This is a genomic window from Mycobacteriales bacterium, from assembly GCA_040902655.1.
In the GTDB taxonomy this organism is placed as follows: domain Bacteria; phylum Actinomycetota; class Actinomycetes; order Mycobacteriales; family SCTD01; genus SCTD01.
In genome coordinates, this window is sequence record JBBDWV010000023.1 from 1 (window position 1) to 22,763 (window position 22,763).

Annotated in this window: 24 protein-coding genes and 1 riboswitch; of the genes, 17 read left to right on the plus strand and 7 right to left on the minus strand. The window is 73.3% G+C overall.

Features of this window, described 5'->3' with window-relative positions:
• The 3 genes from WD794_06455 to WD794_06465 all read left to right on the plus strand — a co-directional run.
• On the plus strand, nucleotides 1-763 hold a 763-nt coding region (locus WD794_06455), incomplete at its 5' end, for a hypothetical protein (protein ID MEX2289952.1).
• Complete coding sequence (locus WD794_06460) at nucleotides 760-1,383, plus strand: hypothetical protein (protein MEX2289953.1); 624 nt, start codon at nucleotides 760-762, stop codon at nucleotides 1,381-1,383. The genes WD794_06455 and WD794_06460, both read left to right, overlap by 4 nt.
• Entirely contained in the window at nucleotides 1,380-2,138 is a 759-nt protein-coding gene (locus WD794_06465; GenBank protein MEX2289954.1) for a hypothetical protein, read from the plus strand. Before WD794_06460 ends, WD794_06465 begins: the two co-directional genes overlap by 4 nt.
• A 2-nt stretch (nucleotides 2,139-2,140) precedes the next feature.
• Here the strand turns inward: WD794_06465 and WD794_06470 are convergent, their stop codons facing one another.
• From WD794_06470 to WD794_06485, 4 genes are all read right to left on the minus strand, one after another.
• Nucleotides 2,141-2,512, minus strand: a complete 372-nt coding sequence (locus WD794_06470; GenBank protein ID MEX2289955.1) for a hypothetical protein — start codon at nucleotides 2,510-2,512, stop codon at nucleotides 2,141-2,143.
• A 295-nt stretch (nucleotides 2,513-2,807) separates the two neighbouring features.
• Complete coding sequence (locus WD794_06475; protein MEX2289956.1) at nucleotides 2,808-3,383, minus strand: hypothetical protein; 576 nt, start codon at nucleotides 3,381-3,383, stop codon at nucleotides 2,808-2,810.
• Nucleotides 3,380-5,131, minus strand: coding sequence for a WXG100 family type VII secretion target (locus WD794_06480; GenBank protein MEX2289957.1), 1,752 nt, complete (start codon nucleotides 5,129-5,131; stop codon nucleotides 3,380-3,382). Before WD794_06480 ends, WD794_06475 begins: the two co-directional genes overlap by 4 nt.
• Complete coding sequence (locus tag WD794_06485) at nucleotides 5,128-5,466, minus strand: hypothetical protein (protein MEX2289958.1); 339 nt, start codon at nucleotides 5,464-5,466, stop codon at nucleotides 5,128-5,130. The genes WD794_06480 and WD794_06485 overlap by 4 nt, the downstream gene beginning before the upstream one ends.
• Before the next feature lie 147 nt (nucleotides 5,467-5,613).
• Here WD794_06485 and WD794_06490 point away from each other — a divergent pair, with 147 nt between their 5' ends.
• The 4 genes from WD794_06490 (at nucleotide 5,614) to WD794_06505 (ending at nucleotide 9,790) form a co-directional block, all read left to right on the plus strand.
• Complete coding sequence (locus tag WD794_06490; GenBank protein MEX2289959.1) at nucleotides 5,614-6,450, plus strand: vWA domain-containing protein; 837 nt, start codon at nucleotides 5,614-5,616, stop codon at nucleotides 6,448-6,450.
• A gap of 11 nt (nucleotides 6,451-6,461) precedes the next feature.
• Nucleotides 6,462-7,244, plus strand: coding sequence for a hypothetical protein (locus WD794_06495; protein MEX2289960.1), 783 nt, complete (start codon nucleotides 6,462-6,464; stop codon nucleotides 7,242-7,244).
• 1 nt (nucleotide 7,245) lies between these two features.
• Nucleotides 7,246-9,336, plus strand: a complete 2,091-nt coding sequence (locus WD794_06500; protein ID MEX2289961.1) for a hypothetical protein — start codon at nucleotides 7,246-7,248, stop codon at nucleotides 9,334-9,336.
• 217 nt (nucleotides 9,337-9,553) lie between these two features.
• Nucleotides 9,554-9,790, plus strand: coding sequence for a hypothetical protein (locus WD794_06505; GenBank protein MEX2289962.1), 237 nt, complete (start codon nucleotides 9,554-9,556; stop codon nucleotides 9,788-9,790).
• Between the two features lie 70 nt (nucleotides 9,791-9,860).
• Here WD794_06505 and WD794_06510 read toward each other — a convergent pair whose 3' ends face one another.
• On the minus strand, nucleotides 9,861-10,643 hold the full coding sequence (locus WD794_06510) for a DUF2786 domain-containing protein (protein MEX2289963.1): 783 nt from the start codon (nucleotides 10,641-10,643) through the stop codon (nucleotides 9,861-9,863).
• Nucleotides 10,640-11,161 carry a TIGR04338 family metallohydrolase gene (locus WD794_06515; GenBank protein MEX2289964.1) on the minus strand — a complete coding sequence of 174 codons (522 nt, stop codon included), beginning with the start codon at nucleotides 11,159-11,161 and terminating at the stop codon, nucleotides 10,640-10,642. Before WD794_06515 ends, WD794_06510 begins: the two co-directional genes overlap by 4 nt.
• A 238-nt stretch (nucleotides 11,162-11,399) precedes the next feature.
• Nucleotides 11,400-11,559: riboswitch (cyclic di-AMP (ydaO/yuaA leader) on the plus strand.
• A gap of 8 nt (nucleotides 11,560-11,567) precedes the next feature.
• On the opposite strand from WD794_06515, the gene WD794_06520 reads away from it, so the two are divergent.
• Together WD794_06520 and WD794_06525 are read left to right on the plus strand one after the other, a co-directional pair.
• Nucleotides 11,568-12,440, plus strand: a complete 873-nt coding sequence (locus tag WD794_06520; GenBank protein MEX2289965.1) for an NlpC/P60 family protein — start codon at nucleotides 11,568-11,570, stop codon at nucleotides 12,438-12,440.
• Between the two features lie 332 nt (nucleotides 12,441-12,772).
• Nucleotides 12,773-13,483 (plus strand): hypothetical protein, encoded by a 711-nt coding sequence (locus WD794_06525; GenBank protein ID MEX2289966.1) that lies wholly within the window; start codon nucleotides 12,773-12,775, stop codon nucleotides 13,481-13,483.
• On the opposite strand, the gene WD794_06530 is transcribed toward WD794_06525, so the two are convergent.
• On the minus strand, nucleotides 13,458-14,483 hold the full coding sequence (locus tag WD794_06530; protein ID MEX2289967.1) for an alpha-hydroxy acid oxidase: 1,026 nt from the start codon (nucleotides 14,481-14,483) through the stop codon (nucleotides 13,458-13,460). The genes WD794_06525 and WD794_06530 overlap by 26 nt on opposite strands.
• Nucleotides 14,484-14,644: 161 nt before the next feature.
• Here WD794_06530 and WD794_06535 point away from each other — a divergent pair, with 161 nt between their 5' ends.
• The 8 genes from WD794_06535 to WD794_06570 all read left to right on the plus strand — a co-directional run bounded on the left by WD794_06535 (nucleotide 14,645) and on the right by WD794_06570 (nucleotide 22,740).
• A complete protein-coding gene (locus WD794_06535) occupies nucleotides 14,645-15,325 on the plus strand; it encodes a CBS domain-containing protein (protein ID MEX2289968.1) in 681 nt (226 codons plus the stop codon).
• Nucleotides 15,326-15,377: 52 nt separating this feature from the next.
• Nucleotides 15,378-15,767, plus strand: coding sequence for a (deoxy)nucleoside triphosphate pyrophosphohydrolase (locus WD794_06540; GenBank protein MEX2289969.1), 390 nt, complete (start codon nucleotides 15,378-15,380; stop codon nucleotides 15,765-15,767).
• 238 nt (nucleotides 15,768-16,005) lie between these two features.
• A complete protein-coding gene (typA, locus tag WD794_06545; GenBank protein ID MEX2289970.1) occupies nucleotides 16,006-17,883 on the plus strand; it encodes a translational GTPase TypA in 1,878 nt (625 codons plus the stop codon).
• Between the two features lie 34 nt (nucleotides 17,884-17,917).
• On the plus strand, nucleotides 17,918-18,259 hold the full coding sequence (locus tag WD794_06550; GenBank protein MEX2289971.1) for a helix-turn-helix transcriptional regulator: 342 nt from the start codon (nucleotides 17,918-17,920) through the stop codon (nucleotides 18,257-18,259).
• Nucleotides 18,252-18,758 (plus strand): hypothetical protein, encoded by a 507-nt coding sequence (locus WD794_06555; GenBank protein ID MEX2289972.1) that lies wholly within the window; start codon nucleotides 18,252-18,254, stop codon nucleotides 18,756-18,758. The genes WD794_06550 and WD794_06555 overlap by 8 nt, the downstream gene beginning before the upstream one ends.
• The gene (locus WD794_06560) at nucleotides 18,755-19,318 is read left to right on the plus strand and encodes a YqgE/AlgH family protein (GenBank protein ID MEX2289973.1); all 564 of its coding nucleotides are present in this window, start codon (nucleotides 18,755-18,757) and stop codon (nucleotides 19,316-19,318) included. Before WD794_06555 ends, WD794_06560 begins: the two co-directional genes overlap by 4 nt.
• Before the next feature lie 329 nt (nucleotides 19,319-19,647).
• Complete coding sequence (gene mshB, locus WD794_06565) at nucleotides 19,648-20,544, plus strand: N-acetyl-1-D-myo-inositol-2-amino-2-deoxy-alpha-D-glucopyranoside deacetylase (GenBank protein MEX2289974.1); 897 nt, start codon at nucleotides 19,648-19,650, stop codon at nucleotides 20,542-20,544.
• A 198-nt stretch (nucleotides 20,545-20,742) separates the two neighbouring features.
• Entirely contained in the window at nucleotides 20,743-22,740 is a 1,998-nt protein-coding gene (locus tag WD794_06570; protein MEX2289975.1) for an AAA family ATPase, read from the plus strand.
• Nucleotides 22,741-22,763 lie beyond the last annotated feature (23 nt).

Sequence of the window (22,763 nt, forward strand, 5' to 3'; positions counted from 1 at the left end):
CGCCGGCTGGCTGAACAACGCCAAGACCGTCCTCGGCTGGGCCGCAGCGATCGCCGGCGTCGCACTGGCGATCGTGGCCGCGATCGCCACCGCTCCGGTATGGCTGGTGGTGCTGGCCGTCGGCTTGGCCGCCGCAGCGCTGATCGTCAGCCTGGGGCTGGCCCTGCAGGCCGACGGCTCCTGGGTCGATGTGGCCTTCGACGTCGTCGGCGTGGCCACGCTCGGTGTCGGCAGCGTCTTCACCCGGCTCGCCTCGCGCACCTTCCCCGCGGTGCGCTCGGCGGTGGCGGGCAGCCGGGCCACGCAGGCCCACCGGGCCAGGTACGCGATGGAGGTCCCCGAGAACCTCAGCGAGCTGCGCCGCTACGCCTCTGTCGCCGGGAACTCCGGCGACAGCGTCGCCGCTCGGCAGCTGCTGGCCGAGGTCCGCACGCAGGCGCGGGACGCCGCAGCCGCCGCGCGCACCTCGACGTTCGCGCCGTTCCCGGTGACGCTCCCGCAGCGGTTCCTCGACGGCGGCCTCGACGCCAGCCGCGTGCACCGTCAGTCCGCCGAGATGCTGCTCGACCTGCGCACCATGCCGGTCGCGCCGCCGACCGACCTCGTCGCCGACGCGACGCGGTTGGCTCGCCGGTCCACCGTCGGCACGACGGCGCTGAACCTCGGCGCCGGCACGCAGGTCGTGCAGTCAGCCCTCGACCCCGACTGGCGCGACGGCGGGAACCTCAACATCCTCACCGATCTGATCCAGCGGGTGCGGTGACCTCGGCGCAGGACCCGGTCCGGCTGCAGGTCGCTCTCGACCCCCGGTGGATCGAGCTGCCTGTCCACGAGCCGGTCGAGGCGGGGGAGTGGGCCGCCGCGGCAGTCGCCGACGCCCTCGCCGTGCGCGGAATCGTCGAGGATCCGCGCGTCGTGAACCTGTACGTGCAGACCTACGCCGCCACGCTCGACGGCCTGCGCGAGCGGACCACAGCCGTCGACGGCGTTCTGCTGGCCGGCGCGTACGCCCTGGTGGGGCAGGCCGAGCTGCTGGCCGACACGGTTGCCGAGCTGGCCTACGTCTCGATGGAGGGGTTCGACCGCTTCGAGGACGTCGTCGACTCCTGTGTCGCGCCTGAGGTGCAGCGGTTCGCCGACCCCGATGTCAGTGAGCTCGACACCGCCTTCGGGACGGCCGTGCGTGTGCAGCAACTGCGCATCGTCGACGAGGGCGAGGGCCGAGAGCCGTCGCTGCAGACCAGCGTGGTGTACCTGTGGCCGGGTCTTGCACCCGGTCGGGCGGTCATGCTGAGTGCGTGGTTCGGCTCGCCGGTGGACGCGGAGACGACGCGGCCGGTCGTGGACCAGCTGGCTGCTTCGCTGCGGGAGGAGCCGGCGTGAGCCTCGGGTCCGGCACGCGGGCCGCTGCACCGCTCGCCGTCGCGCCGTTCACCGCCGTGCCCTACCGGCTCGTCGTGCCGAAGGGGTGGACCCGGCTCCCGGTGGACCCCGTCGGCATGAGGGCAGCGGTGCGAGCCATGCTGCTGCGTCGCTTCGCCCAGCACCCTCGCGATGCGACCGCGGTCCTGCGTCGCGAGGTCGAGCAGGAGCTGGTGTCGCTGACCCGCGGCCCGGGTCACGAGTACATGCGGATGCTGCTGGTGCTCGACCTCCAGGTCGAGCGCCGCCCCGTCACCGGCACGTGCCTGGTGTCGTTGCTGCCACAGCGGGTGGCGGGGGAGCAGGCGCTGTCGGACCTGGCTGCCTCGATGGCCGACGGCGCTGCGGAGAGCGTCGTGGCGGACCTCGGGCCGAACCGGGGGGTGGTGGTCGTCCGGGACACGGTCGCACCGGACGCGGACGTGCCGCCCGACGCGCCGACGTCCGAGGCGGCCCGCCGTTACGCCGGCTTTCTCGAGACGGGCTCGGAGGCAGAGCCGGGGCCGCCGGCGGCCGACAGGCTGCCGCCCGACGTGCTGCGGGCCGGGCGGACCACGCGTTCGGTCGACGTCTTCCTGCCCGTGCCGGACTCGCCCCGCGTGTTGCTGCTGTCGTTCTCCACGCAGGTGGCGCCCCTGTTCGGGCCGCTGACGACGCTGTTCCTCACCATCGCCGGCACCGTGCAGTGGAACCGGGACGGCGAGGCCTGGTCCTAGCCTCAGCCGGGGAAGGCGTCGCCCGTGCCGAGCAGGAACGCCAGCGACAGGACGGCAGCTGCCCCAGCCGAGCCTGCCCCGAAGCGCATCCACGGCAGGCTGTAGCGCAGGTAGGCCGAGCGGGGCATGTCCTCGCGCGGGTCGAGCCCGTGGTTGACGTACTCGTAGCCGACGTGCATCCCCGCCCGGATCGCGAGCCCCACCACGAAGAAGACGGCGAACACGACCAGGAAGCTCAGCAGGGTCTCGCCCCACTCCGGGAAGCCCGCGAGCGCGACGGCCGTCGCGACGAGCAGCCCGCCAACGGCTCCGAGGAGCACGCTCAGCGCGGTGTCCTTCACGAACGTCGGCCGGGCCAGCCGTACCAGGGTCATGCTGCGCACGGTAGCGGGCCTCACAGGCAGCGGGCCACTCGCACCTCGACGGGTGCCGCCCAGCGGGGTGTACACCACAGGTCAAGATTTCCCGATTGTTGACCTGTGGTGCACACCGCCCAGACGGCACACGCGGCTGCGGAGCGGCGTGCCCCGTGGCCTGGCCCACGAGCAGGCAGCCACCGACGCCAGGTGTCGTGCCGCGGCGCTGGCGCAGGTCGCTCCCGGAGCCGCGCGAGGTACTGCCTCACGGCGCCTGTGTGGTCCACGCGGCCAGCCGCCGCCCGGCCGCCTCCTACGCGGGATCCGGGAAGGTGAGGTTGTAGTTCAGGATCCAGTCGCCGCTGGAGCCGTAGCGCACCTCGACGTCGATCTCCGGGGGTGTTGCCGGTGAGCCGATGAGCACGCGCCTGTCGATGTGCGTCGGCGGGCTGCCGACCGAGTCGACGAATTCCTGGATGTCGGCCGGGTCGAGCGCGAGGGCATCGGCCTCCTCCAGCAGCTCCGCCGACACGGCCTCGAGGTCGGGCAGCCGCCGGTTGAGGACGACCTTGACCGCGTGGTCGCCGGCGGGCTCCCCGACCGGGCCGGCCAGGACCACCCCGAAGGCTTCGGTACGCAGCAGCCGGTCGCCGGGAAGCGTGATCTCCACGTCGATCGCGTCGCCGACCCGCTCGAGGATCACGTCGTTGCGGCCCTCGGCGAAGCCGGCCTCATCCCGGGTCGGTGGGTTGCGCAGGTCCAGCCGTACGACGTCCTCGGCGACCAGCGGGCCGCGCAGCTCGGGTCCGGAGGAGCTGGTCATGGTGCATCCCGTCGTCAGCAGCAGGGCGATCATGGCGGTGGACAGCCGGCCGGGCGCCGGCATCACTGCCGGACCTCGACGTCCCAGTCGGCCAGCTGGGCCACCAGCTCCGGCCAGCGCTCGGACAGCCGGAACTGCTCGATCCGCTGTCCGACCGGCTGCTCCAGCAGGGCCCGGGCCCGCACCGGGTCGTTCTCGATCAGCTCACGGAATGCCGGCAGCGTGTCCTGCACGATCAGCTCCCACCGTTCGTCGCGCACGGAGATGTTTCCGGCCGGGAAGGGCGTCTCCACCTCGACCGTCACCTGCAGCGGGTTGTCCCAGCCGACCAGGGGGATCCGCCGCGGTCCCGGAGTGCCCTGCGCCAGTGTGGCGGGGAAGACGTCGGGATAGGAGCGGGCATCCGGAATGGACGGGGAGCCGGCGAACGTCATCGCCCACGTCACGACGGGGCCGGTCGGGAAGCGGTTGCGCATCTGGTCGTAGGTCTCGCCGATGATTTCGTACTGCTCACGTCGCAGGTGAACCGCATTGCCGCGGGAAACTCGAACCGGATCGCCGCCGGCGATGTCCCGCCAGGCGGTCAGGCTCTCGGGTCTGAGCAGGCCCGCCGCCGCGAGTTCCTCCAGCGCCGGAAGGCCACCGTCGAGGTAGGCCTGGTGCTGCACGCCCTGGTCGAAGAAGATGTCCTGCTGCATCTGCAGCAGAGTCTGCTCGTAGAAGGCGATCTCGCCGGCCGTGAGCTCGGCCAGCTCGGACACGCCTGGTGGCAGCGCGCGGCGCAGCGGCGCCGGGACCTGTCCGGGCAGCCCGCGCAGCATCGCCAGGTCGAGGAAGCCGCCGGCGAACGACGGGCCGATCATCGCGGCCATGCCGGCCCACTGCAGGTCCGGGTCGTCGAGGTAGAGCCGGCCGTAGTAGGCGTAGACGGCTTCGATGATCTCGCGGTTGGCCTCCGCCCCCAGGCTCGGGTCCCACCGGGCGGGGGAGATTCCCGCAGCCGCCAGCGCCTGCGCCAGCCAGTGCGCCTCCAGCGCAGCGCGGTACTGCGTCGGCGGCAGGCCGGCGGCACGTGCCTCGTCCAGCAGGGCGGCGAGCTCGGCCGGGTCGCTCGGAGGGTTCTGCAGCCGCACCGACAGCACGCCGAGCGGCAGCCGGCCGGCGAGCGCCGTGGCAGCGTCCAGCAGCCCGAACGCGATCGCACCGAACGGCCCGGGCAGGCCGTACGCCGCCACGGCCAGCTGCGGGACGGGCACGGGCGGGTCCGCGGCGAGGGCGGCACCGGTCTGCGCCGTCCGGGCCCGCAGCCGCTCGACGAGCTCGTCGTAGGCCGCGTCGACCGCGCGCAGGTCGGCCGTCTCCTCGGCGGCCGCGGCCGCCAGCTGTCGCCTCCGCGCGGCGGTGGCGGTGGGCAGCACCTCGCCCCGCAGACCGGACGGGACGGCGGACATGGTGTGCGAGAAGCTCGCCTGCGCGGCGGCCTCCGCGGCGTTCCGCGCCGCCAGGGCCGCCTCCCGCCGCCGGTCCAGCGACGGCAGCTCCATCTCCAACGCCTGCCGGTAGGCATCGGCCAGCCGGTCCAGCGACCGGGCGGCGCCGTCGAGCGCGCTCGCCCCCTGGGACAGCAGCAGCGCCAGCCCGGCGGCCTCGGCGGCGGCGGCGGTCGCGGTGTCACCGCGCCAGCCGGCCGACCAGCCGGCGGCCTCACCTGCAGCGCCCGTCCCGGCCTCCTCCAGCGCCCGCCCCGCCCGGCGCAGCCGCGCCACGGCCTGCTCGAGCGGGTCGGGGTCCACCTCGAGCCGGTAGTAGGTCACCGCAGCCTCGGTGCCCCGGTCCGTGCCGCCGCGGCGCCCGCGGCAAGTGCTGCCGCGGCCTGCGCGTCCAGCGCCCGGGCAACAGCCACCGCCTGCTCGGCCACGGCGCCGAGCGTCGCGGTGCTGCGGCCGGCCTGCCGGGCGGCCGCCGACCAGGACAGCGACAGCACCGCGGCGCCCTCGGACAGCTGACCGGCGAACTGGCCGGCACCGGACAGCGCGGTCCGCCCCGCCCCGCCGATGTCCTCGGCGGCTCCGTCGAGCTGCTCACCGATCTCGCGCAGCGCCGCAGCGGCCGGCAGCAGGATCTCGGCGGACACGGTGCGCGTGCTCATCTGGCCCTCCTGAAGCTGCGGGGGCTCACGGTAACGCCAGCTCGCCCGGCGGCGGCGGGAAACCGGCCGGGCCGCAGCGGCCCGTTCCTCCAGTGGCATATCCGGCAACTTCTGACATGGTGCCTGTAACGACCCCCAGGAGATGGCATGCCGTACAGCGCGGAGATCAGCAGGGCCCACCCCACGTGTTTCGTGTTCGTGGTCGACCAGTCCGGCAGCATGAACGACCAGATCGGAGGGGAGGGCGCGCAGCGCAAGGCGCAGGTGGTGTCGGACGCCATCAACCGGCTGCTCTATGAGTTGACGCTCAAATGCGCCAAGGAAGAAGGGGTCCGCGATTACTTCCACGTCGCCGTGATCGGCTACGGCACCTCGGTCGGCAGCGCCTTCGCCGGTGTGCTGGCCGGTCGGGACCTGGTCCCGCTGAGCGTGATCGCGACCTCGCCGGCGCGGCTCGAGGAGCGGACGAAGAAGACCCCCGACGGCGCGGGAGGGCTCATCGACCAGACCGTGAAGTTCCCCGTGTGGCTCGACCCCGTCGCGAACGGCGGCACGCCGATGTCGGCGGCGCTCGGCAAGGCCGCGCAGCTGGTATCGGGCTGGCTGGACGAGCGGCCCTCCTGCTTTCCGCCCGTCGTGCTCCACCTGACCGACGGCGAGAGCAGCGACGGCGACCCGTCGGAGGCCGCGCAGAGCATCCGGTCGCTGCTGTCTGCCGACGGCAACGCGCTGCTGTTCAACCTGCACGTCTCGGGTGCAGGGGGCATGCCCGCAACGTTTCCGGACTCCGACTCCGGGCTCCCTGACCAGTTCTCCAGACTGTTGTTCTCGATGTCCTCCTCGCTGCCCGAGCACATGAAGGCCTACGCGCAGCAGCAGGGTTTCACCGCCTCGGAGGGCACCCGCGGGTTCGTCTACAACGCCGACGTCAGCTCGATCGTGCAGTTCCTGGACATCGGCACCCGAGCCTCGGACCTCCGATAGCGTCGCGACCTATGCGTGGCAACGCCGTCGCCCGGTGGTGGCAGAAGGACGGCTCCACCGAGGGTGAGTACGAGGACGCGTACGCCGTCGGGGCGCCGGGCCGCGACGACACGTGGCAGCTGACCGACGGCCGGTTGCGCGTCGCCGTCGCCGACGGCGCGACCGAGAGCATGCTCTCCGGCCGCTGGGCCCGCTCGCTGGTGCGTACGTACGTCGACGCGCAGCGCATGCAGCTGAGGGGCTGCGTCTTCCGGGCGGTCAGCGGGTGGCCGCAGTCCCTGCAGGACTACACACACGGCCGTGAGCAGGCCGGCCGGCCCATCTCCTGGTACGAGGAGCCGGGCCTGGAGCGGGGGGCGCACGCGACGCTGCTCGTCGCGGAGTTCTGCTCGGAGCCGGGCGATCGGACCGGGACCTGGCTGGCCGAGGCCGTCGGTGACAGCTGCCTGTTCCAGGTGTCGGGCGGCGTGCTCACGGCAGCCTTTCCGCTCACGGCGTCGGTCGAGTTCGGCAGCTCGCCCGCCCTGGTGCACACGGGCCTGCGCAAGCGGCGCGTGCTGGACAGGCACCGGAGCACCCGGGCCGGCACGTGGACCAGTGGCGACACCTTTTTCCTGTGTACGGACGCCCTCGCGGAGTGGTTCCTCTCGCAGCACGAGTCGGCCGCCGCGCCGTGGCTCACCTGGCGCGACCTGCCCGGCCCGGCGGAGTTCCGCGACTGGGTCGCCGACGAGCGGCAGGCCGGGCGGCTGAAGAACGACGACGTGACCCTCGTGACCGTGGTCTTCGACTGACATGACCAGGACGACTGCGAGCTACCCGAGTGGCGCCGTCTATGCCGAGGCGCTCCAGAACTCCGACCGGTGCTTCACCGACCCCGACCTCCGCGGGGGGCGGGTCCAGATGACGCAGATGGGGACGCCGCGCGCCATCTCCGGCAACTTCGCCAGCGTGTTCAGCGTCGTCGGGACGAACGGCAGGCGCTTCGCGGTGAAGTGCTTCACGCGCAACGTGTCGGACCAGCATGCGCGCTACACCGCGGTCTCCGACGAGCTGGCCCGGCTGCAGCGGCCCTGGCAGGTCGGCTTCGACTACCAGCCGGAGGGGATCGTGGTGCAGGGCCGCAGCTTCCCTGTCCTGAAGATGGAGTGGATCGAGGCACGCGGGCTGCTGCCGTGGCTGGATGCCCATCTGAGCGACCCGCAGGCGGTGGCCGCCGTCGCTGCCGACTTCGCGTCCGCCGTCACCGACCTGCAGTCCGCGGGGCTGGCGCACGGCGACCTGCAGCACGGCAACCTGCTCATCGACAGGTCCGGGAAGCTGCGGCTGATCGACTACGACGGCATGTTCGTGCCGAGCCTGGCGGCCCACGGGGCGGCGGAGAAGGGGCACGTCAACTACCAGTCGCCGGCCCGGAGCATGCAGGACTACGACGCCTCGCTCGACCACTTCTCCGCCTGGCTGATCTACGGGAGCCTGCTGCTGCTGCTGCAGGACCCCGGGCTCTGGGCGCAGTTCCACGTCGACGGCGACGAGAAGCTGCTCTTCGGCCGCGACGACTTCGTCGACTGCCATGCGCTCTCGACGCTGACCGACATTCCTGGTGTGGACGCCGCCCTCGGATCGCTGCGTTCGTGCTGGACGGCTTCCAGCCTGGCGAAGATCCCGCCCTTCGACCCCCGTGAGCTCCCCTTGCCGGCGGAGCTGCTGGAGGCCTACCCGGAGACCGAACCCGTGCCGGACACCGGTGGGTCGCGACTGTCGGTGCCCTCCTCCGCGGGGGCGTCGCGGCGACGTGTCCAGCCGGCGTCCTTCTCCGGCGGGCTGCTGCTCTCCAGGATCTGCCAAAGCTTCCTGGCCGTCGCCGTGCTCGCCCTGCCGGCGCTGGCCGTCGCACCGCTGGTGGGGATGTCGATGCTCGCCGCAGCCCTGCTGGCGCTCGTGGTCGTCGGCGTGCCCGGATACCTCGCGCAGCCGGAGGTCGGGGCGAAGCGGGACTCGGTCGGGGCCGTCGCCACGCGCCGGGCCGAGCGACGGGCGGCGGAGGCACGGCTCGCCGCCGCGACGCAGGAGCTCGACCGGTGGCGCAGGAACGACCAGCAGCAGGTCGCCGCGCTGACCGCCCTGCAGCAGGCGGCGGCCAAGCGCGAACAGGCCGAGATCGCCTCGGCCACAGCGGGGCTCCAGGTCGAGCGGACGCGGGTGGTGGACGCGCTGCGGCAATTCGAGGCGGAGGAGAAGCACCGGATGCGCGACGCGCTCGCGCAGCTGCGGAAGGCCCACATCACGGCTGCCCTTTCCCGGCTGTCCGTACGGGACGCGGCACTGCCCGGCATCGGTGACGTCCTGGTGCACCGTCTGTCGCTGCACGGTGTGGTCACTGCGGCCGACATCCGGATGGTCGAGGTCTTCTGGAGCATCGGCTTCTCGACCTGGGTCACCGACGTCGTGAACCACTCCGGCCGGCGCGCGAAGATCGAGGGTCTCGGCCCGGCCAAGGGACGCACCCTGATGGCCTGGCACAAGGCGGTGTCGGCGCGCGCCAAGGCCTCGGCGCCGCGCAGCCTGCCCGCGGCCGAGCTCGCCGCCGTGCGGCGGGCCGGCGACGCGGAGCGGGAACGGCTGATGGGGCTGGAGGCCGAGTTGACCCGCCGGCTGCGGGAGGAACCGGCGGCCATCAAGCGGCGTCACCAGGCGGAGCAGCTGCGCCTGCGGCAGCAGCAGGGTGAGGTCCGCAGAGCGGCGGCCGCCGAGCGCCGGCGGCTGCAGCCGGCGTACGCGGCTGCGGAGGCGGCAGCTCTACGGGCCCGTCGGGCGGAGCAGGAGGCCCTGCGGCGGCGGGAGGCCTACGCCGGAATCGGCCCGCACGTGTTCCTGCTGCGGTAGCACCTGCGGCCGGGCCGGCCCGTACGCCTTCCTGCGCTGTCAGCACCTGCGGTCGCGCCGGGCGGTACGCCGGTGTGCAACGACGGGGCCAGTCGGCCCCATCCCGGTCCGGGCGTCTCGAGCGTCACATCGGCCCTCGGAAGTCCTGGCCGCGCAGGGCGTTGTGCTCTGCAGCGGGCAGTGAGCAGGTCCGCCGACCACGAAGAGGAGATGCCGCATGACGACCACCACCACGACCGCGCGCGTCGACGCCACGCCGCTGACCGCGCAGGATCGCTGCGACCGCTGCGGCGCGCAGGCCTATCTCCGGGCGACCCTGCCGGCCGGGCCGGAGCTGCTGTTCTGCGGCCACCACGGCAACGCTCACCGCCCGTCGCTGCTCGTGGCCGGCGCCGCGCTGCACGACGAGAGCGACAAGCTGCTCATCGCCCGGGAGTCCGGCTTCGGCGGCTGACCCCCCTGAACGCGCACCCCGTCCTCCCGATCGGAGGGCGGGGTGCTGCGCTTTTCAGCCGCGGCCCGGCTCAGGCCCCCAGCCGGCCGCGGGCGCGCAGCCGCGGCTGCCCGAGGTCGGCGCGGGCGCCGTCGACCCGCCCGGAGGCGGCGGCGCGGCGGCTGACCGTGGTGCGGCCCGTCCACGGCCCGCGCCAGGAGCCCCGCGCCTCGGAGGTCGCGGAGTAGAAGTCCTGCACCCGCTCGGCCTTGGCCCGCAGCACCAGGGCCGTCGACGGCTCGCCTGCGGCGACCGGCGCCGCCTCGACGGCGTCGGCGACCGCCCGGTCGCGGGCCGCCTCGAGCCGCTCCCCGACCGCCTGCACCCAGCCGTCGTAGAACGACAGCCGCCAGGTCTGGGCAGCGACTCCCGCGGTGCGGTGCTCGCCGGCGTCCAACCGGCGCTGCGCCGAGGCCGTCAGCTGCACGGCCAGCGACGCCCACAGCCGCTCGACGACGTCGAGGTCGGCGCGGTGGCCGAAGCCGAGGACGTAGGTGCTGTCGTGGGCGACGTTCACCAGCACGTCGTTGACCCGTGCGACGACGGAGTAGAGCAGCACCCGGTGGCGGTTGCCGCGCTTGCCGCGCGCGCCGACGTCCACCCGCTCCTGCACCAGCGGCTCCTGACCGCCCCGGGCGTGCCGGGCGGCCTGCCGGACCCGCGCCAGCTCCAGGTCGACCGCATGGGCGGTCGCGAGCTGCTGCGCGCGCTCGACGAAGGCCGCGGCCTCGTGCTCGTTGTCCGTGCCTTCCGCCTGGGCCAGCAGCTTGCCGACCTTGTCGACCAGCCGGTCGCTCTCGTGCGCCACGCTCACAGTGCTCCTACCTCCACGTCGTGCTCGCCGTACTCGATCCGCAGGGCCAGCGCCGCCTCGTCGCCCAGCACCAGCTGCACCAGCAACAGGACCACCGACGGGTAGGGCGGCCGGTGGCCACGGGCGCGCCCGGTCGACTCGGCCAGGTGGTGGGCCAGCTCGTGCAGCAGGACGGTCTCGCGCAGCGCCCACGGCTCCCCGTGCACCGGCACCGGCAGCGCGATCGTCCCGGGCGACTCCCAGTGCGCCGCCCGGACGCCGCGACGGGTCCGCAGCGACGGGGGCCGGACGGCGCCGAAGACCGCCACCACCTCGGGCAGGGCGACGACCCGGGCGGCGTAGTCCCGCGCGGCCGGCAGCGCACCGAGCCGGCGCTCGGCCGGCAGCAGCAGCGCGCTGCCACCGATCGTCGCCAGCGCCGCCCCGCGGCGGGCGGCATCCAGGCGTGCCGCCCACGCGTCCTCGGCGCGGTAGACCCGCGCGCGCTGGCTGTCGCGGGAGGTGGTCGGGGAGGTCACGGCGACGACGGTAGGCGCCCGGTCCGACGGGAGGCCGCCATGGCTGCCGGCTGTGGACAGTGGTGTCGGGCGCCCTGCCGACCGCATGACGCCGCTCCGCCGTCCCGGTCACGCCGCAGCAGACGTGAGATCGGTCACAGCAGCGAACTGCAGGAAACGCCGGTCCGTCATCGAATCGTCATGCACAATCACAGGCAGTCATCAACGTCCGACCGGATCGCCGAGTCCCGCCCCCGGTCACCCCAGGACGTCCACTCCCACGTACCCGGGCGGGAGCGGGGGACCCAGGTCTCCACGGGCCGCACGTCGTGCGGTCCTCGGGGCGAAGCGCGCTCCTGCGCGCCGGCCACTCTCCGGCCGAGCCCGACAGCTCACCCCGCAGGCGTGTGAGAGGTCCTGCCCCGCCATGCGCTCCCTTCGGCACGCCAAGCACGTCAAGCCCGCGCTCCACCCGACCCGCAGCACGCTGAGCAGCGGCCTGACCGCCGCCCTGCTCCCCCTCTGCCTGGCCTCGCCGGCACTGGCCGAGGCCACCCCGTCACCGGCGGCCACCGCGACCAGCTCCGCGCCGCCGAACCCCGAGGGCGCTGCCTCCACGCCCACCTCCTCGCCCGCTGCCCCCGAGCAGGCCAAGCGCCAGACCGAGCTGCGGATCTCCGGCCCCGGTGGCACCGTCAGCCCCGGCCGGCACACCGTGGGGGTGCGGCTGCTCGCGGACGGCAAGCCGGTCAAGGACGGCTACGTCCGGCTCGAGCGCGCCGGGTCCAGCGGCTGGGAGTACGCCGGCCGGCTGCTCACCCGCTGGGACGGCCTCGGCACCGGCACGCTGAACTTCCCGCAGGACACCCGGCTGCGCGCGGTCTACCAGGGTGCGAGCACGCGTACCCCTGCCACCAGCCGGGAGATCGTGATCGACGTCGCGACCACGACCTTCCGGCAGCGGGCCGTACGCGTGGCCAGCCAGCAGGCCGGCAAGCCCTACCGCTACGGCTCGACCGGGCCCGGCAGCTTCGACTGCTCGGGCCTGATGGTCTACGTGTTCAAGCAGGTGGGCAAGCAGCTGCCACGCACCAGCCAGGCGCAGCTCGACGCGACCCAGCGGATCAGCAAGTCGGCGATGCGCCCGGGCGACCTGGTCTTCACCCAGCGCAACGGCCGGGTCGGCCACGTCGGCGTCTACGCCGGCAACAACAAGTTCTGGGTCGCCCCGAAGAGCGGGGATGTCGTCAAGCTGCAGACCATCTACACGAGCAACTACCTCGTAGGCCGGGTGCGGTAGGCCGGGTGCGGTAGGCCGGGTGCGGTAGGCCGGGTGCGGTCACGGAGCTGAGGGCCCCCTCGTGGGAGTCAGGACGTGCACCTCGCCGTGGATGACCCCCCTCGGTCGGGTGCGCACGCTCGAGGTGCCGCGCCCGCCATGGAGGCGCAAGTCATGAGTCCCACGGCCGGTGGTCCGCGGCGACCATCGTCCGCTGCCTCCGTCGCACCTGGGCGGCTGGGGCCACGATCCTGCTTCGGCGGCGCCCTCGGCAGCCGCAGCACGACACCCGAGGCAACTGCGCCGGAGACGCCGAACGGGCGCGGCGGCTGTGCCGGACGTAGCGTGCCCGGGTGCCCCGCAGCCGCCCCCGCACCGGCGATCACCCCCGCACCGGCGATCACCCCCGCCCCGGCGATCGCCCCCGCCCCCGCACCGGCGATCACCCCCGCACCCGCCGCGGCGATCACCCCCTCGCGCTCCCGCTGCTCGTCGCCCTGCCGGCCGTCGTCGTGGCCCTCCTGGGGCTGCTGCACCCCGTCTTCCTCACCCCCGAGACGGCCGAGCGGTGGCGGCTGGCGCACCTCGCGCTGCTGCCCGCCTTCCCGCTGGTCGCCGTGTCGGTCTGGGCGGTGCTGCGCGGTGCGTCCGGCCCGGTGGCCTGGGCGGCCCGGCTGCTGGCCGGTGCGTACGCCGTCCTGTACGGGGCGCTGGACGCGATCGCGGGGATCGGCGCTCCGCACCAGGTCCTGCGCAGCGCCGAGCGCGGCGACCCGGGCCCGCCGCTCGGGGACCTCTACGAGATCGGCGACCGGCTCGGCGCCCTCGGCGTCTATGCGCTCGCCGCTGCCGGGCTGCTGTCCGGGCTGGCCCTGTACCGGCGCACCCGCAGCCCGCTGGCGCTGCTGGGGGCCCTGGTCGTGGCCGGCTCCTGCTACCCGTTCCTGTGGCACCACGTCTTTCCGCCGCGGGGTGTGCTCGCGCTGTTCGGTGTCGCCGCGGGGCTGGCCCTGCTGGAGCTGTCGCGTCAGCGGGCGGTCAGGGGGCGACCAGGTCCCGGGTGATCTCGTCCAGGCTGCGGGCACCGGCCAGACCCATGACGTGCGCCAGGTCCTCGGTGAGCGCCTCCAGGCAGCCCCGGACGCCGGCGGCTCCGTCCGCGGCCAGCCCCCACAGCACCGGCCGTCCCAACAGGACCGCGTCGGCGCCGAGCGCCAGGGCGCACAGCACGTCCAGGCCGCTGCGCAGCCCGCCGTCCACGAGCACCGGCCCGCGCCCGGCGACCGCGTCCGCCACCTCCGCCAGTGCGGCTGCGGTGGACACCGCCCGGTCCAGCTGCCGCCCACCGTGGTTGCTGACGACCACGCCGGCGGCCCCGGCCTCCAGGCAGGCGAGTGCGTCGTCGGCGCGCAGTACCCCCTTCACCAGCACGGGCAGGCCGCTGGCCTGCGCCAGCTGCTCCACCGCCTCGAGACCCGTGCCCGGGTCCTGCTCGGTGGAGCGGCCGCCGTGCTCGCCCGCGGTCAGGTGCTGCGCCAGGTTGACCAGCGGGTCGCCGGGCAGCTCGGTGCGCGCTGCTCCCGGCCGGCGGCCGAGGTACGGGACGTCCCCGGTCAGCACCACCGCGCCGGCGCCGGCCGCCGCGGCGCGCTGCACCAGCGCGCGGGTCAGCCCGCGGTCGCGCATCACGTACGCCTGGAACCACCACGGGCCGGCCGGTACCTGCTCGAGCCGGCGCGACGCCCGGGTGGAGACCACCAGCAGGCTGCCGGCGGCGGCCGCGCCGCGCGCCGTCTCGGCCTCGCCGTCCGGGTGCGCCGCACCGTGCAGCGCGGTCGGCCCGGCCAGCACCGGGGTGGCCAGCCGGGTACCGAGCAGGCCCAGCGAGGTGTCCACGGTCGAGACGTCGCGCAGCACGTGCGGCCGCAGCCGCAGCGACCGCCAGGCGCCCTCGGCCTCGTCCGCGGTCAGCTGCTCCCCGGCGCCGGCGGCGTAGAAACCGCGCACGTCTGCCGGCAGCAGCGCAGCCGCCCGGGCCTGCTGCGCTGCCAGCGTCGGATGCACGGCGCGACGCTAGTCCCGAGGGCGTCGCGACGCGGCTGGGCGCGGGGGCTGGACGTCCGGCGATCGCGGCGTACCGTCGACGGTGCGGCGCCCCGGCGCCGAGCAGGAGGCCGCCGCCTCCCTGACCCGTGGCGACTGCCCGCCGGACAGAGGAGGAGTTCGTGGAGCGGACCGTGCAGGCGACGATGACGTCCGAGGTCGTGACGGTGCATCCGGACACGCCGTTCAAGCAGATCGTGCAGGTGCTCGCCAGCCGCGGGGTGGACGGGGTGCCGGTGGTGGATCAGTCCGGCCAGCTGCTGGGCGTGGTCAGCGGCGCCGACCTCACCTGTCACGAGGAGGAGCCGCCGACGCTGACGCACCTGCTCGTCGGCGGCCGGAGCGTGCGCGAACACGCCCGCAAGTCCCGCGGGCGCACGGCGCGGGAGCTGATGACCTCCCCCGCCCGTACCATCGGTCCGGGGGCGGACACCTGCACCGCGCTGCGCGAGATGGAGCGTGGCGGCGTCGGCCGGCTGGTCGTCGTCGACGGCGGGCGGGTGATGGGCATCCTCACCCGCAGCGACCTGCTGCGGGTGTTCCTGCGCAGCGACGACGAGCTGCAGCGTGAGGTCGAGGCGGCGGTCCGCGAGCGGCTGGGTGCCGATGCGGCCGACCTGCGGATCACGGTCGCCGACGGGGTGGTGTACCTGCGGGGCCGGGTGGAGCGGCTGACCTCTGCCCTGACGGCGGCCGGTGCCGCCCAGGAGCTGCCGGGGGTCGTCGCCGTGGAGGACTCGGTGACCAGCGAGGTGGACGACACGCTGGTGCACGAGATGTCGATGCGCGGCCCGTTCGTCTGAGGCCGGCGGGACGGGCCGGGCGTCCGCACGGGAGCCGCCCTACGCTCCCGCCGTGGAACGGGTGCACGTGGTCGGGGCAGCGCTCGTCCGCGACGGCCGGGTCCTCGCCTCGCGCCGCAGCAGGCCGCCGCAGCTGGCCGGGCTGTGGGAGTTCCCCGGCGGCAAGGTCGAGCCGGGGGAGAGCGACGTACAGGCGCTGGTACGCGAGCTGCGCGAGGAGCTGCGCGTCGAGGCCGAGGTGGGGGAGCGGCTCGGCGGCGACCTGCTGATCGGCCGGACGGCGGTACTGCGCGTCTATCTCTGCCGGCTGCTGTGCGGCGAGCCGGCCCTGGTGGATCACGACGCGCACCGCTGGCTGGCGCCCGCCGAGCTGCTCGACGTCCCGTGGATCCCCGTCGACCTGCCGCTCGTGCACCTGCTGCGCGACGTCCTCCCGCCCTGACGTCCTTACGTCCTGCTGCCCCTCGCACAGGGTGCTCCGCTGAGCAGGACGCAGCCAGGAGATGCCCTCCTGACGTCCTGCTGCCCTTCGCATGGGGTGCTCCGAGGAGCATGACGCAAGGGGCATGACGCAAGGGGCACGACGCAAGAGCCAGGGGTGCCAGAGCCGGCGCCGGTAGGCTCGACCTGCCGGCTGTCCCTGCTCGGCCGCCTTCCCAGCCGATCATCGGAGCACCTGCATGCCCACCCCCACCACCCGACAGCGCGACGACATCCGCAACGTGGCGATCATCGCCCACGTCGACCACGGCAAGACCACCCTCGTCGACGCGATGCTGCTGCAGTCCGGCGCCTACTCGCAGCACCAGCAGGACGAGGGCGCCGTCACCGACCGGGTGATGGACTCGATGGACCTCGAGCGCGAGAAGGGCATCACCATCCTCGCGAAGAACACCGCGGTCCGCCGCAAGGACCTGCTCATCAACATCATCGACACTCCGGGTCACGCCGACTTCGGCGGTGAGGTCGAGCGCGGCCTGTCGATGGTCGACGGCGTCGCGCTGCTCGTCGACGCCTCCGAGGGTCCGCTGCCGCAGACCCGCTTCGTGCTGCGCAAGGCGCTCGCCCAGAACATGCCGGTCATCCTCATCATCAACAAGGTGGACCGCTCCGACGCGCGCATCGCCGAGGTCGTCGACGAGTGCTACGAGCTGTTCCTGGACCTCGACGCGACCGAGGAGCAGATCGACTTCCCGATCGTCTACTGCAAGGCGATCACCGGCCAGGCCTCGCTCACCCGCCCGGAGGACGGCGCCGAGCCCGACAGCCCCGACCTCGAGCCGCTGTTCCAGGTCATCCGGGACACCATCCCCGCCCCGACCTACACCGAGGGCGCGCCGCTGCAGGCGCACGTCACCAACCTCGACGCCAGCCCCTACCTCGGCCGCCTGGCGCTGCTGCGCATCTACAACGGCGAGATCAAGAAGGGCCAGACGGTCGCCTGGTGCAAGAAGGACGGCACCACCGAGAACGTCCGGCTCACCGAGCTGCTCGGTACCGAGGCGCTCGAGCGGGTCAGCATCGAGTCCGCCGGCCCCGGCGAGATCGTGGCCGTCGCCGGCATCCCCGAGATCTACATCGGCGAGACGCTGACCGACCCGAACGACCCGCGCCCGCTGCCGCTGATCACCATCGACGAGCCGAACATCAGCATGACCATCGGCATCAACACCAGCCCGCTGGCCGGCAGGAGCGGCAAGAAGCTCACCGCCCGGATGGTCAAGGACCGGCTCGACAAGGAGCTGGTCGGCAACGTCTCCATCCGGGTCCAGCCGACCGAGCGCCCGGACACCTGGGAAGTTCAGGGCCGCGGCGAGCTGCAGCTGGCGATCCTCGTGGAGGTGATGCGCCGCGAGGGCTTCGAGCTCACCGTCGGCAAGCCGCAGGTCGTCACGCGGCTGGTGGACGGCACGATCCACGAGCCGATGGAGCGCCTCACCATCGACACGCCCAGCGACTACCAGGGCGTGCTCATCCAGCTCATGGCGCTGCGCAAGGGCCGGCTGGAGCAGATGGTCGACCACGGCACCGGCTGGACCCGGATGGAGTACCTCGTCCCGGCCCGCGGCCTGATCGGCTTCCGCACCGAGTTCCTCACCGAGACCCGCGGCACCGGCCTGCTGCACCACGTGCACGAGCGGTACGAGCCGTGGCACGGCGAGATCCGCACCCGCCCGTCCGGCTCTCTGGTGGCCGACCGCTCCGGCCCGACCACCGGCTTCGCCCTGGCCAACCTGCAGGAGCGCGGCACGATGTTCGTCCCGCCGGGCACCGAGGTGTACGAGGGCATGATCGTCGGCGAGAACTCCCGCAGCGACGACATGGACGTCAACGCGACCAAGGAGAAGAAGCTCACCAACATGCGGCAGAGCTCCTCCGACGTGCTCGTGCCGCTCATCCCGCACAAGGAGCTCAGCCTGGAGCAGGCGCTGGAGTTCTGCCGGGAGGACGAGTGCGTCGAGGTCACGCCCGACAAGGTGCGCATCCGCAAGGTCATCCTGGATGTCGGCGAGCGTGCCCGCGCCACCCGGAACAAGGCGAAGGCCGCGCTGGCATAGAGGACAGCCATAGCAGGTCGGCTATGGTGAGCGCATGGGACCCACTGGTGCCGACCTCATCGTCGAGGCGCGCCGCCGCGCCGGCCTGACCCAGCGCGAGCTGGCCGAGCGCGCCGGTACGACGCAGTCCTCCGTCGCCCGCTGGGAGAGCGGGCGGTCCGAGCCGTCGTTCGCCAACGTCGTCCGGCTGCTGCGGCTGTGTGGCTTCGTGCTCGACGTGCACCTGGAGTCGTACGACGACGGCCTGCGCGACGACTGGTCCCAGGCGCAGCGACGCCTGCGGCTGACTCCTGAGGAACGGCTGGACAGCAACTCCCACCTGGCCGGCATCGCTCGGGATCTGCGGGCTGCGGCGAGGGAGGCGGGAGTTGCCTGACGCCTTCGCTCCGGAGCGGATCCTCGCTGTCCTGGTGGAGCACGAGGTGGAGTTCGTCCTCATCGGGGGTCTGGCAGCGGTGGCGCACGGCAGTCCCCTTCTGACAGAGGACGTCGACGTCACTCCCGAGGCGTCGGCAGCCAACCTCGAACGTCTCGCGAACGCGCTGCGGGCACTGGATGCACGGGTGCGCCACCCCGACGTCCCGGAGGGCCTGCCCTTCTCCTGCGATGCCACCTCCCTCGCCGCGGCGATCTTCTGGAATCTCACGACGCCGCACGGTGACCTGGACATCTCGTTCACTCCCGCAGGCACGTCCGGCTACTCCGGCCTGATCAGCGAGTCCCGTCCCTTCTCCTTTCGGGGAGTGGTCCTGCAGCTGGCCAGCCTGGCCGACGTCGTCCGCAGCAAGGCAGCCGCCGACCGGCCCAAGGACCACCGGGTTCTCCCCGTCCTGCGCGAGCTGCTCGCCCAGCAGCGCGAGCGCCACGAGCCGTGAGAGCCGGTCAGCTGGTCGTGGCGACCCCTTCGCTGCTCGACCCGAACTTCGCGCGGACCGTGGTCCTGCTGCTGCAGGCGGACTCCGACGACGGGGCGCTCGGCCTGGTGCTGAACCGACCATCCGGCACCGACGTCGCCGAGGTACTGCCGGACTGGGCGCCACTCTCGGCAGGGCCGCCGGTCGTCTTCAGCGGCGGGCCCGTACAGCCCAACGCCGCGATCTGCCTCGGTCGCGGCCGGCCCGGCGGCACCCCGTCGGCTTCCTTCGCCGTCCTGGAGGGGGTGCCCGGCACCTCGGTCGGCACGGTGGACCTGGATACGCCCGCGGACCAGCTGCTGCCGGCGATCTCGGCGGTGCGGATCTTCGCCGGCTACGCCGGCTGGGCGGCCGGCCAGCTCGAGGCCGAGGTCGAGGAGGGCGCCTGGTGGGTGCTCGACGCGCTGCCTGCCGACGCGTTCAGCGCCGCGCCCGGGCAGCTGTGGGCCGACGTGCTGCGGCGGCAGGGTCCGCCGATCGCCTTCGCCGCGAGCTATCCACCCGATCCGACGCTGAACTGACGCCACCAGCCCCTGCCCCTCCCGCCTCTGCGGTGATCCACGCGGACTTTGAGGTGGATCCTGGGCCAGCAAGCACCTCAAACTCCGCGTGGATCACTGCTCGGGGGCGGCCATGGTGGGCGGCGCGTCGGGGGCGGCGCATGGTGGGTGGCGGCGGACCGTCGGGCGCGGCAGGGGGCGGCGCGTGGGGCGCATCGGCCTAAGGTTCGGGCATGACCGACGCGACGCTGCCCCAGCCCGAGCCGGGTGAGCGGATCCCGGTGACGAACCGGGATGCGGTGCTGGCGCAGGCCGAGACCGCGGTCGAGCAGGCCGGCAACGAGGTCGAGATGGCCCCGCTGGACGTCCCCCGGCGGCTGCTGCTCGTGCACGCGCACCCCGACGACGAGACGATCGGCACCGGCGCCACGATGGCGCGCTACGCCGCCGAGGGCGCCGCGGTCACCCTGGTCACCTGCACGCTCGGCGAGGAGGGGGAGGTGCTCGTCCCCGAGCTCGAGCACCTGGCGGCCGACCGGGAGGACGGGCTCGGCCAGCACCGCGTCGGCGAGCTGGCCGCGGCCTGCGAGGCGCTGCGGGTACGCGACCACCGTTTCCTCGGCGGCCCGGGCCGCTGGCGGGACAGCGGCATGATGGGCACCCCGGCGAACCAACGGCCGGGGTGCTTCTGGCGGGCCGACCTCGACGAGGCGGTGCGCGAGCTGGTCGCGATCGTCCGCGAGGTCCGCCCGCAGGTCGTGGTCACCTACGACGACAACGGCGGGTACGGCCATCCGGACCACATCCAGGCGCACCGGGTGACCGCCGCCGCCTTCGAGGCTGCCGGCGACCCATCGTACGCACCGGAGCTCGGCGAGCTCTGGCAGCCCAGCAAGTTGTACTGGAGTGCCGTACCGCGCAGCGTGCTGCAGGCCGGCATCGACCTGCTGCGCGAGAGCGGCCACGCCAGCGGCTTTTTCGGCGTGGAGCGCGCCGAGGACCTGCCGTTCGGCGTGCCGGACGAGCAGGTCACCACCGCGGTGGATGCCGGCGACCAGCTCGAGGCGAAGGTCGCGGCCATGCGGGCGCACAAGACGCAGATCGCCGTCGACGGCCCGTTCTTCGCCCTGTCGAACAACATCGGGCAGCGGGCCTTCGGCGTCGAGCACTACACGCTGGCGCGCGGGGACCGCGGTCCCGGCTCCGGCCCGCACGGCTGGGAGGACGACCTGTTCGCGGGGCTGTGATCCCTGCGTCATGTCGGCTGTCGCCTGGTCTGCTCCTGAGAGCATGACGCAAGGAGGGGGCATCGACAGTCTGCGTCACAAAGCTGAAGGGGCCGAACGGGTGATGTTCACTCTGTGTAGCGATGAGGGTCGGAACAGCGGGGAGACTGCGTCATGTCGGAGGGGGCAGGTGCCCGTCCGTCCCCGAAGGAGGACACCGTGAGCGACCGCGACGGGCCCCCCGCGACCAAGCTGGACCGGCTCGTCGGCGCTGCGGGCGGCGGCGTCCTGACGATGTCCGGTGCCGACGTCGGCGAGTCCCGGGAGGCCCAGCGGCGACGGCGATGGGTCAAGCTGACGATCCTGGTCTGGGCCGTCGTGGGCGTGCTCTGGCTGCGTGCGGCGACCTACGACGGCGGGAGCTTCGTCCCGATCCCGCACATCGATCCGTTCCTGCTGGTCATCATCATCTTCTTCAGCCTGCTGATCGCGCTGATCTTCGGCCAGCAGTTCGTCGCGGGCCGGTCCCCGCACGTGATGTACCGGCCGGAGCAGATCACCACGACCCTGGACGACGTGGTCGGCATCGACCAGGTCAAGGACGACGTCATCCGTTCGCTCAACCTCTTCCTGGCCCACAAGACCTTCCGGGACGAGATGGGTGGCAGCGCGCGCCGGGGCCTGCTGTTCGAGGGCGCGCCGGGCACCGGCAAGACGCACCTGGCCCGGGCGATGGCCCGCGAGGCCGGCGTCCCCTTCCTGTTCGTGAGCGCGACCAGCTTCCAGTCCATGTGGTACGGCGCGACCGCCAAGAAGATCCGCGCCTACTTCAAGGCCCTGCGCAAGGCGGCCCGCAAGGAGGGTGGCGCGATCGGCTTCATGGAGGAGATCGACGCGATCGCGATGTCCCGCGGCGGGGTCAGCAACGCGATGACCGGGCCGGCGTTCCTCCCGCTGAACACCGGCCGGGCACTGTCGTCCTGCCAGGGCACCGCCAGCCTGCCTTCTTCGTACGCCGCCGTCGCCGGGGGAACCGTCACCCACTCCTTCGTCAGCGAGGGCACCGGCGGGGTGGTCAACGAGCTGCTGGTGCAGATGCAGTCCTTCGACGACCCGACCGGCGGGCAGCGGCTGCGCGGCTGGTTCGTCGACCGCATCAACCTGCTCCTGCCACCGCACCGCCAGCTGAAGCGGCCGGAGGTCGTGCCGACGAATCTCCTGCTCATCGCGGCCACCAACCGGGCCGACGGGCTGGATCGGGCGCTGCTGCGGCCCGGCCGCTTCGACCGTCGCATCACCTTCGAGCTGCCCACCAAGACCGGCCGCCGCACCCTGCTCGACCACTTCCTGAAGACCAAGGCGCACACGCCCGAGCTGGACGAGCCGGAGCTGCGCGACGCGCTGTCGTCGGTGACCCAGGGCTACACCCCGGTGATGATCGAGCACCTGCTCGACGAGGCGCTGGTCAACGCGGTCCGGCGCGGGGAGACCGCCCTGACCCACAAGGACATCGAGAAGGCGCGGCTGGTCGAGGAGGTCGGTATGGGCCAGCCGGTCGCCTACACCGACCACGAGCGCCGGCTGATCGCCACGCACGAAGCCGGCCACGCCACGCTGGCCTGGCTCACCGCGCCGCAGCGGCGGCTCGAGGTGCTCACCATCGTCAAGCGCCGCAGCGCGTTGGGGCTGCTCGCCCACGGCGACCGGGAGGACGTCTTCACCCGCTCCCGGGCCGAGCTGACCGCGCTGATCCAGATCGCGATGGGCGGCCAGTGCGCCGAGGAGATCTTCTTCGGCGACATCTCCACCGGCCCAGGCGGGGACCTGCTCTACGCAACCAACGCCGCCGCCGAGATGGTCGGCGCGCACGGGATGGGCGACAGCCTGCTGTCCTACGCGGCCATCTCCAACAGCTCCTTCCACGACACCAACATCGTCGGCCGGGTGCTCGCCGACGACCGCGGCCGCGACGCCGTCGAGGCGCTGCTGCAGCAGCAGAAGAAGGCGGCCGGCGCGCTGCTCCGGGAGAACCGGCACCTGGTCGAGGCGCTGCGCGACGCGCTGCTCGAGCGCGAGGAGCTGGTCGGCGCGGAGATCACCGACGTCCTCGAGGCCGCCGCGGCTGCCCCACGGACCGTCGACCTCACCGACGGCCGGCCCGCCGCGGCTGCCCCACGGACCGTCGACCTCACCGACGGCCGGCCCGCCCCCGGCTGAGCCGCCGCGCGCCGGGAGCAGGC

Bases quoted from the DNA above. Each gene is read 5' to 3' on its own strand.
- WD794_06470 (MEX2289955.1), bottom strand. From the start codon at position 2,512: ATGACCCTGGTACGGCTGGCCCGGCCGACGTTCGTGAAGGACACCGCG.
- WD794_06485 (MEX2289958.1), bottom strand. From the start codon at position 5,466: ATGAGCACGCGCACCGTGTCCGCCGAGATCCTGCTGCCGGCCGCTGCG.
- WD794_06490 (MEX2289959.1), top strand. From the start codon at position 5,614: ATGCCGTACAGCGCGGAGATCAGCAGGGCCCACCCCACGTGTTTCGTG.
- WD794_06495 (MEX2289960.1), top strand. From the start codon at position 6,462: ATGCGTGGCAACGCCGTCGCCCGGTGGTGGCAGAAGGACGGCTCCACC.
- WD794_06500 (MEX2289961.1), top strand. From the start codon at position 7,246: ATGACCAGGACGACTGCGAGCTACCCGAGTGGCGCCGTCTATGCCGAG.
- WD794_06505 (MEX2289962.1), top strand. From the start codon at position 9,554: ATGACGACCACCACCACGACCGCGCGCGTCGACGCCACGCCGCTGACC.
- WD794_06520 (MEX2289965.1), top strand. From the start codon at position 11,568: ATGCGCTCCCTTCGGCACGCCAAGCACGTCAAGCCCGCGCTCCACCCG.
- typA (MEX2289970.1), top strand. From the start codon at position 16,006: ATGCCCACCCCCACCACCCGACAGCGCGACGACATCCGCAACGTGGCG.
- WD794_06550 (MEX2289971.1), top strand. From the start codon at position 17,918: ATGGGACCCACTGGTGCCGACCTCATCGTCGAGGCGCGCCGCCGCGCC.
- mshB (MEX2289974.1), top strand. From the start codon at position 19,648: ATGGCCCCGCTGGACGTCCCCCGGCGGCTGCTGCTCGTGCACGCGCAC.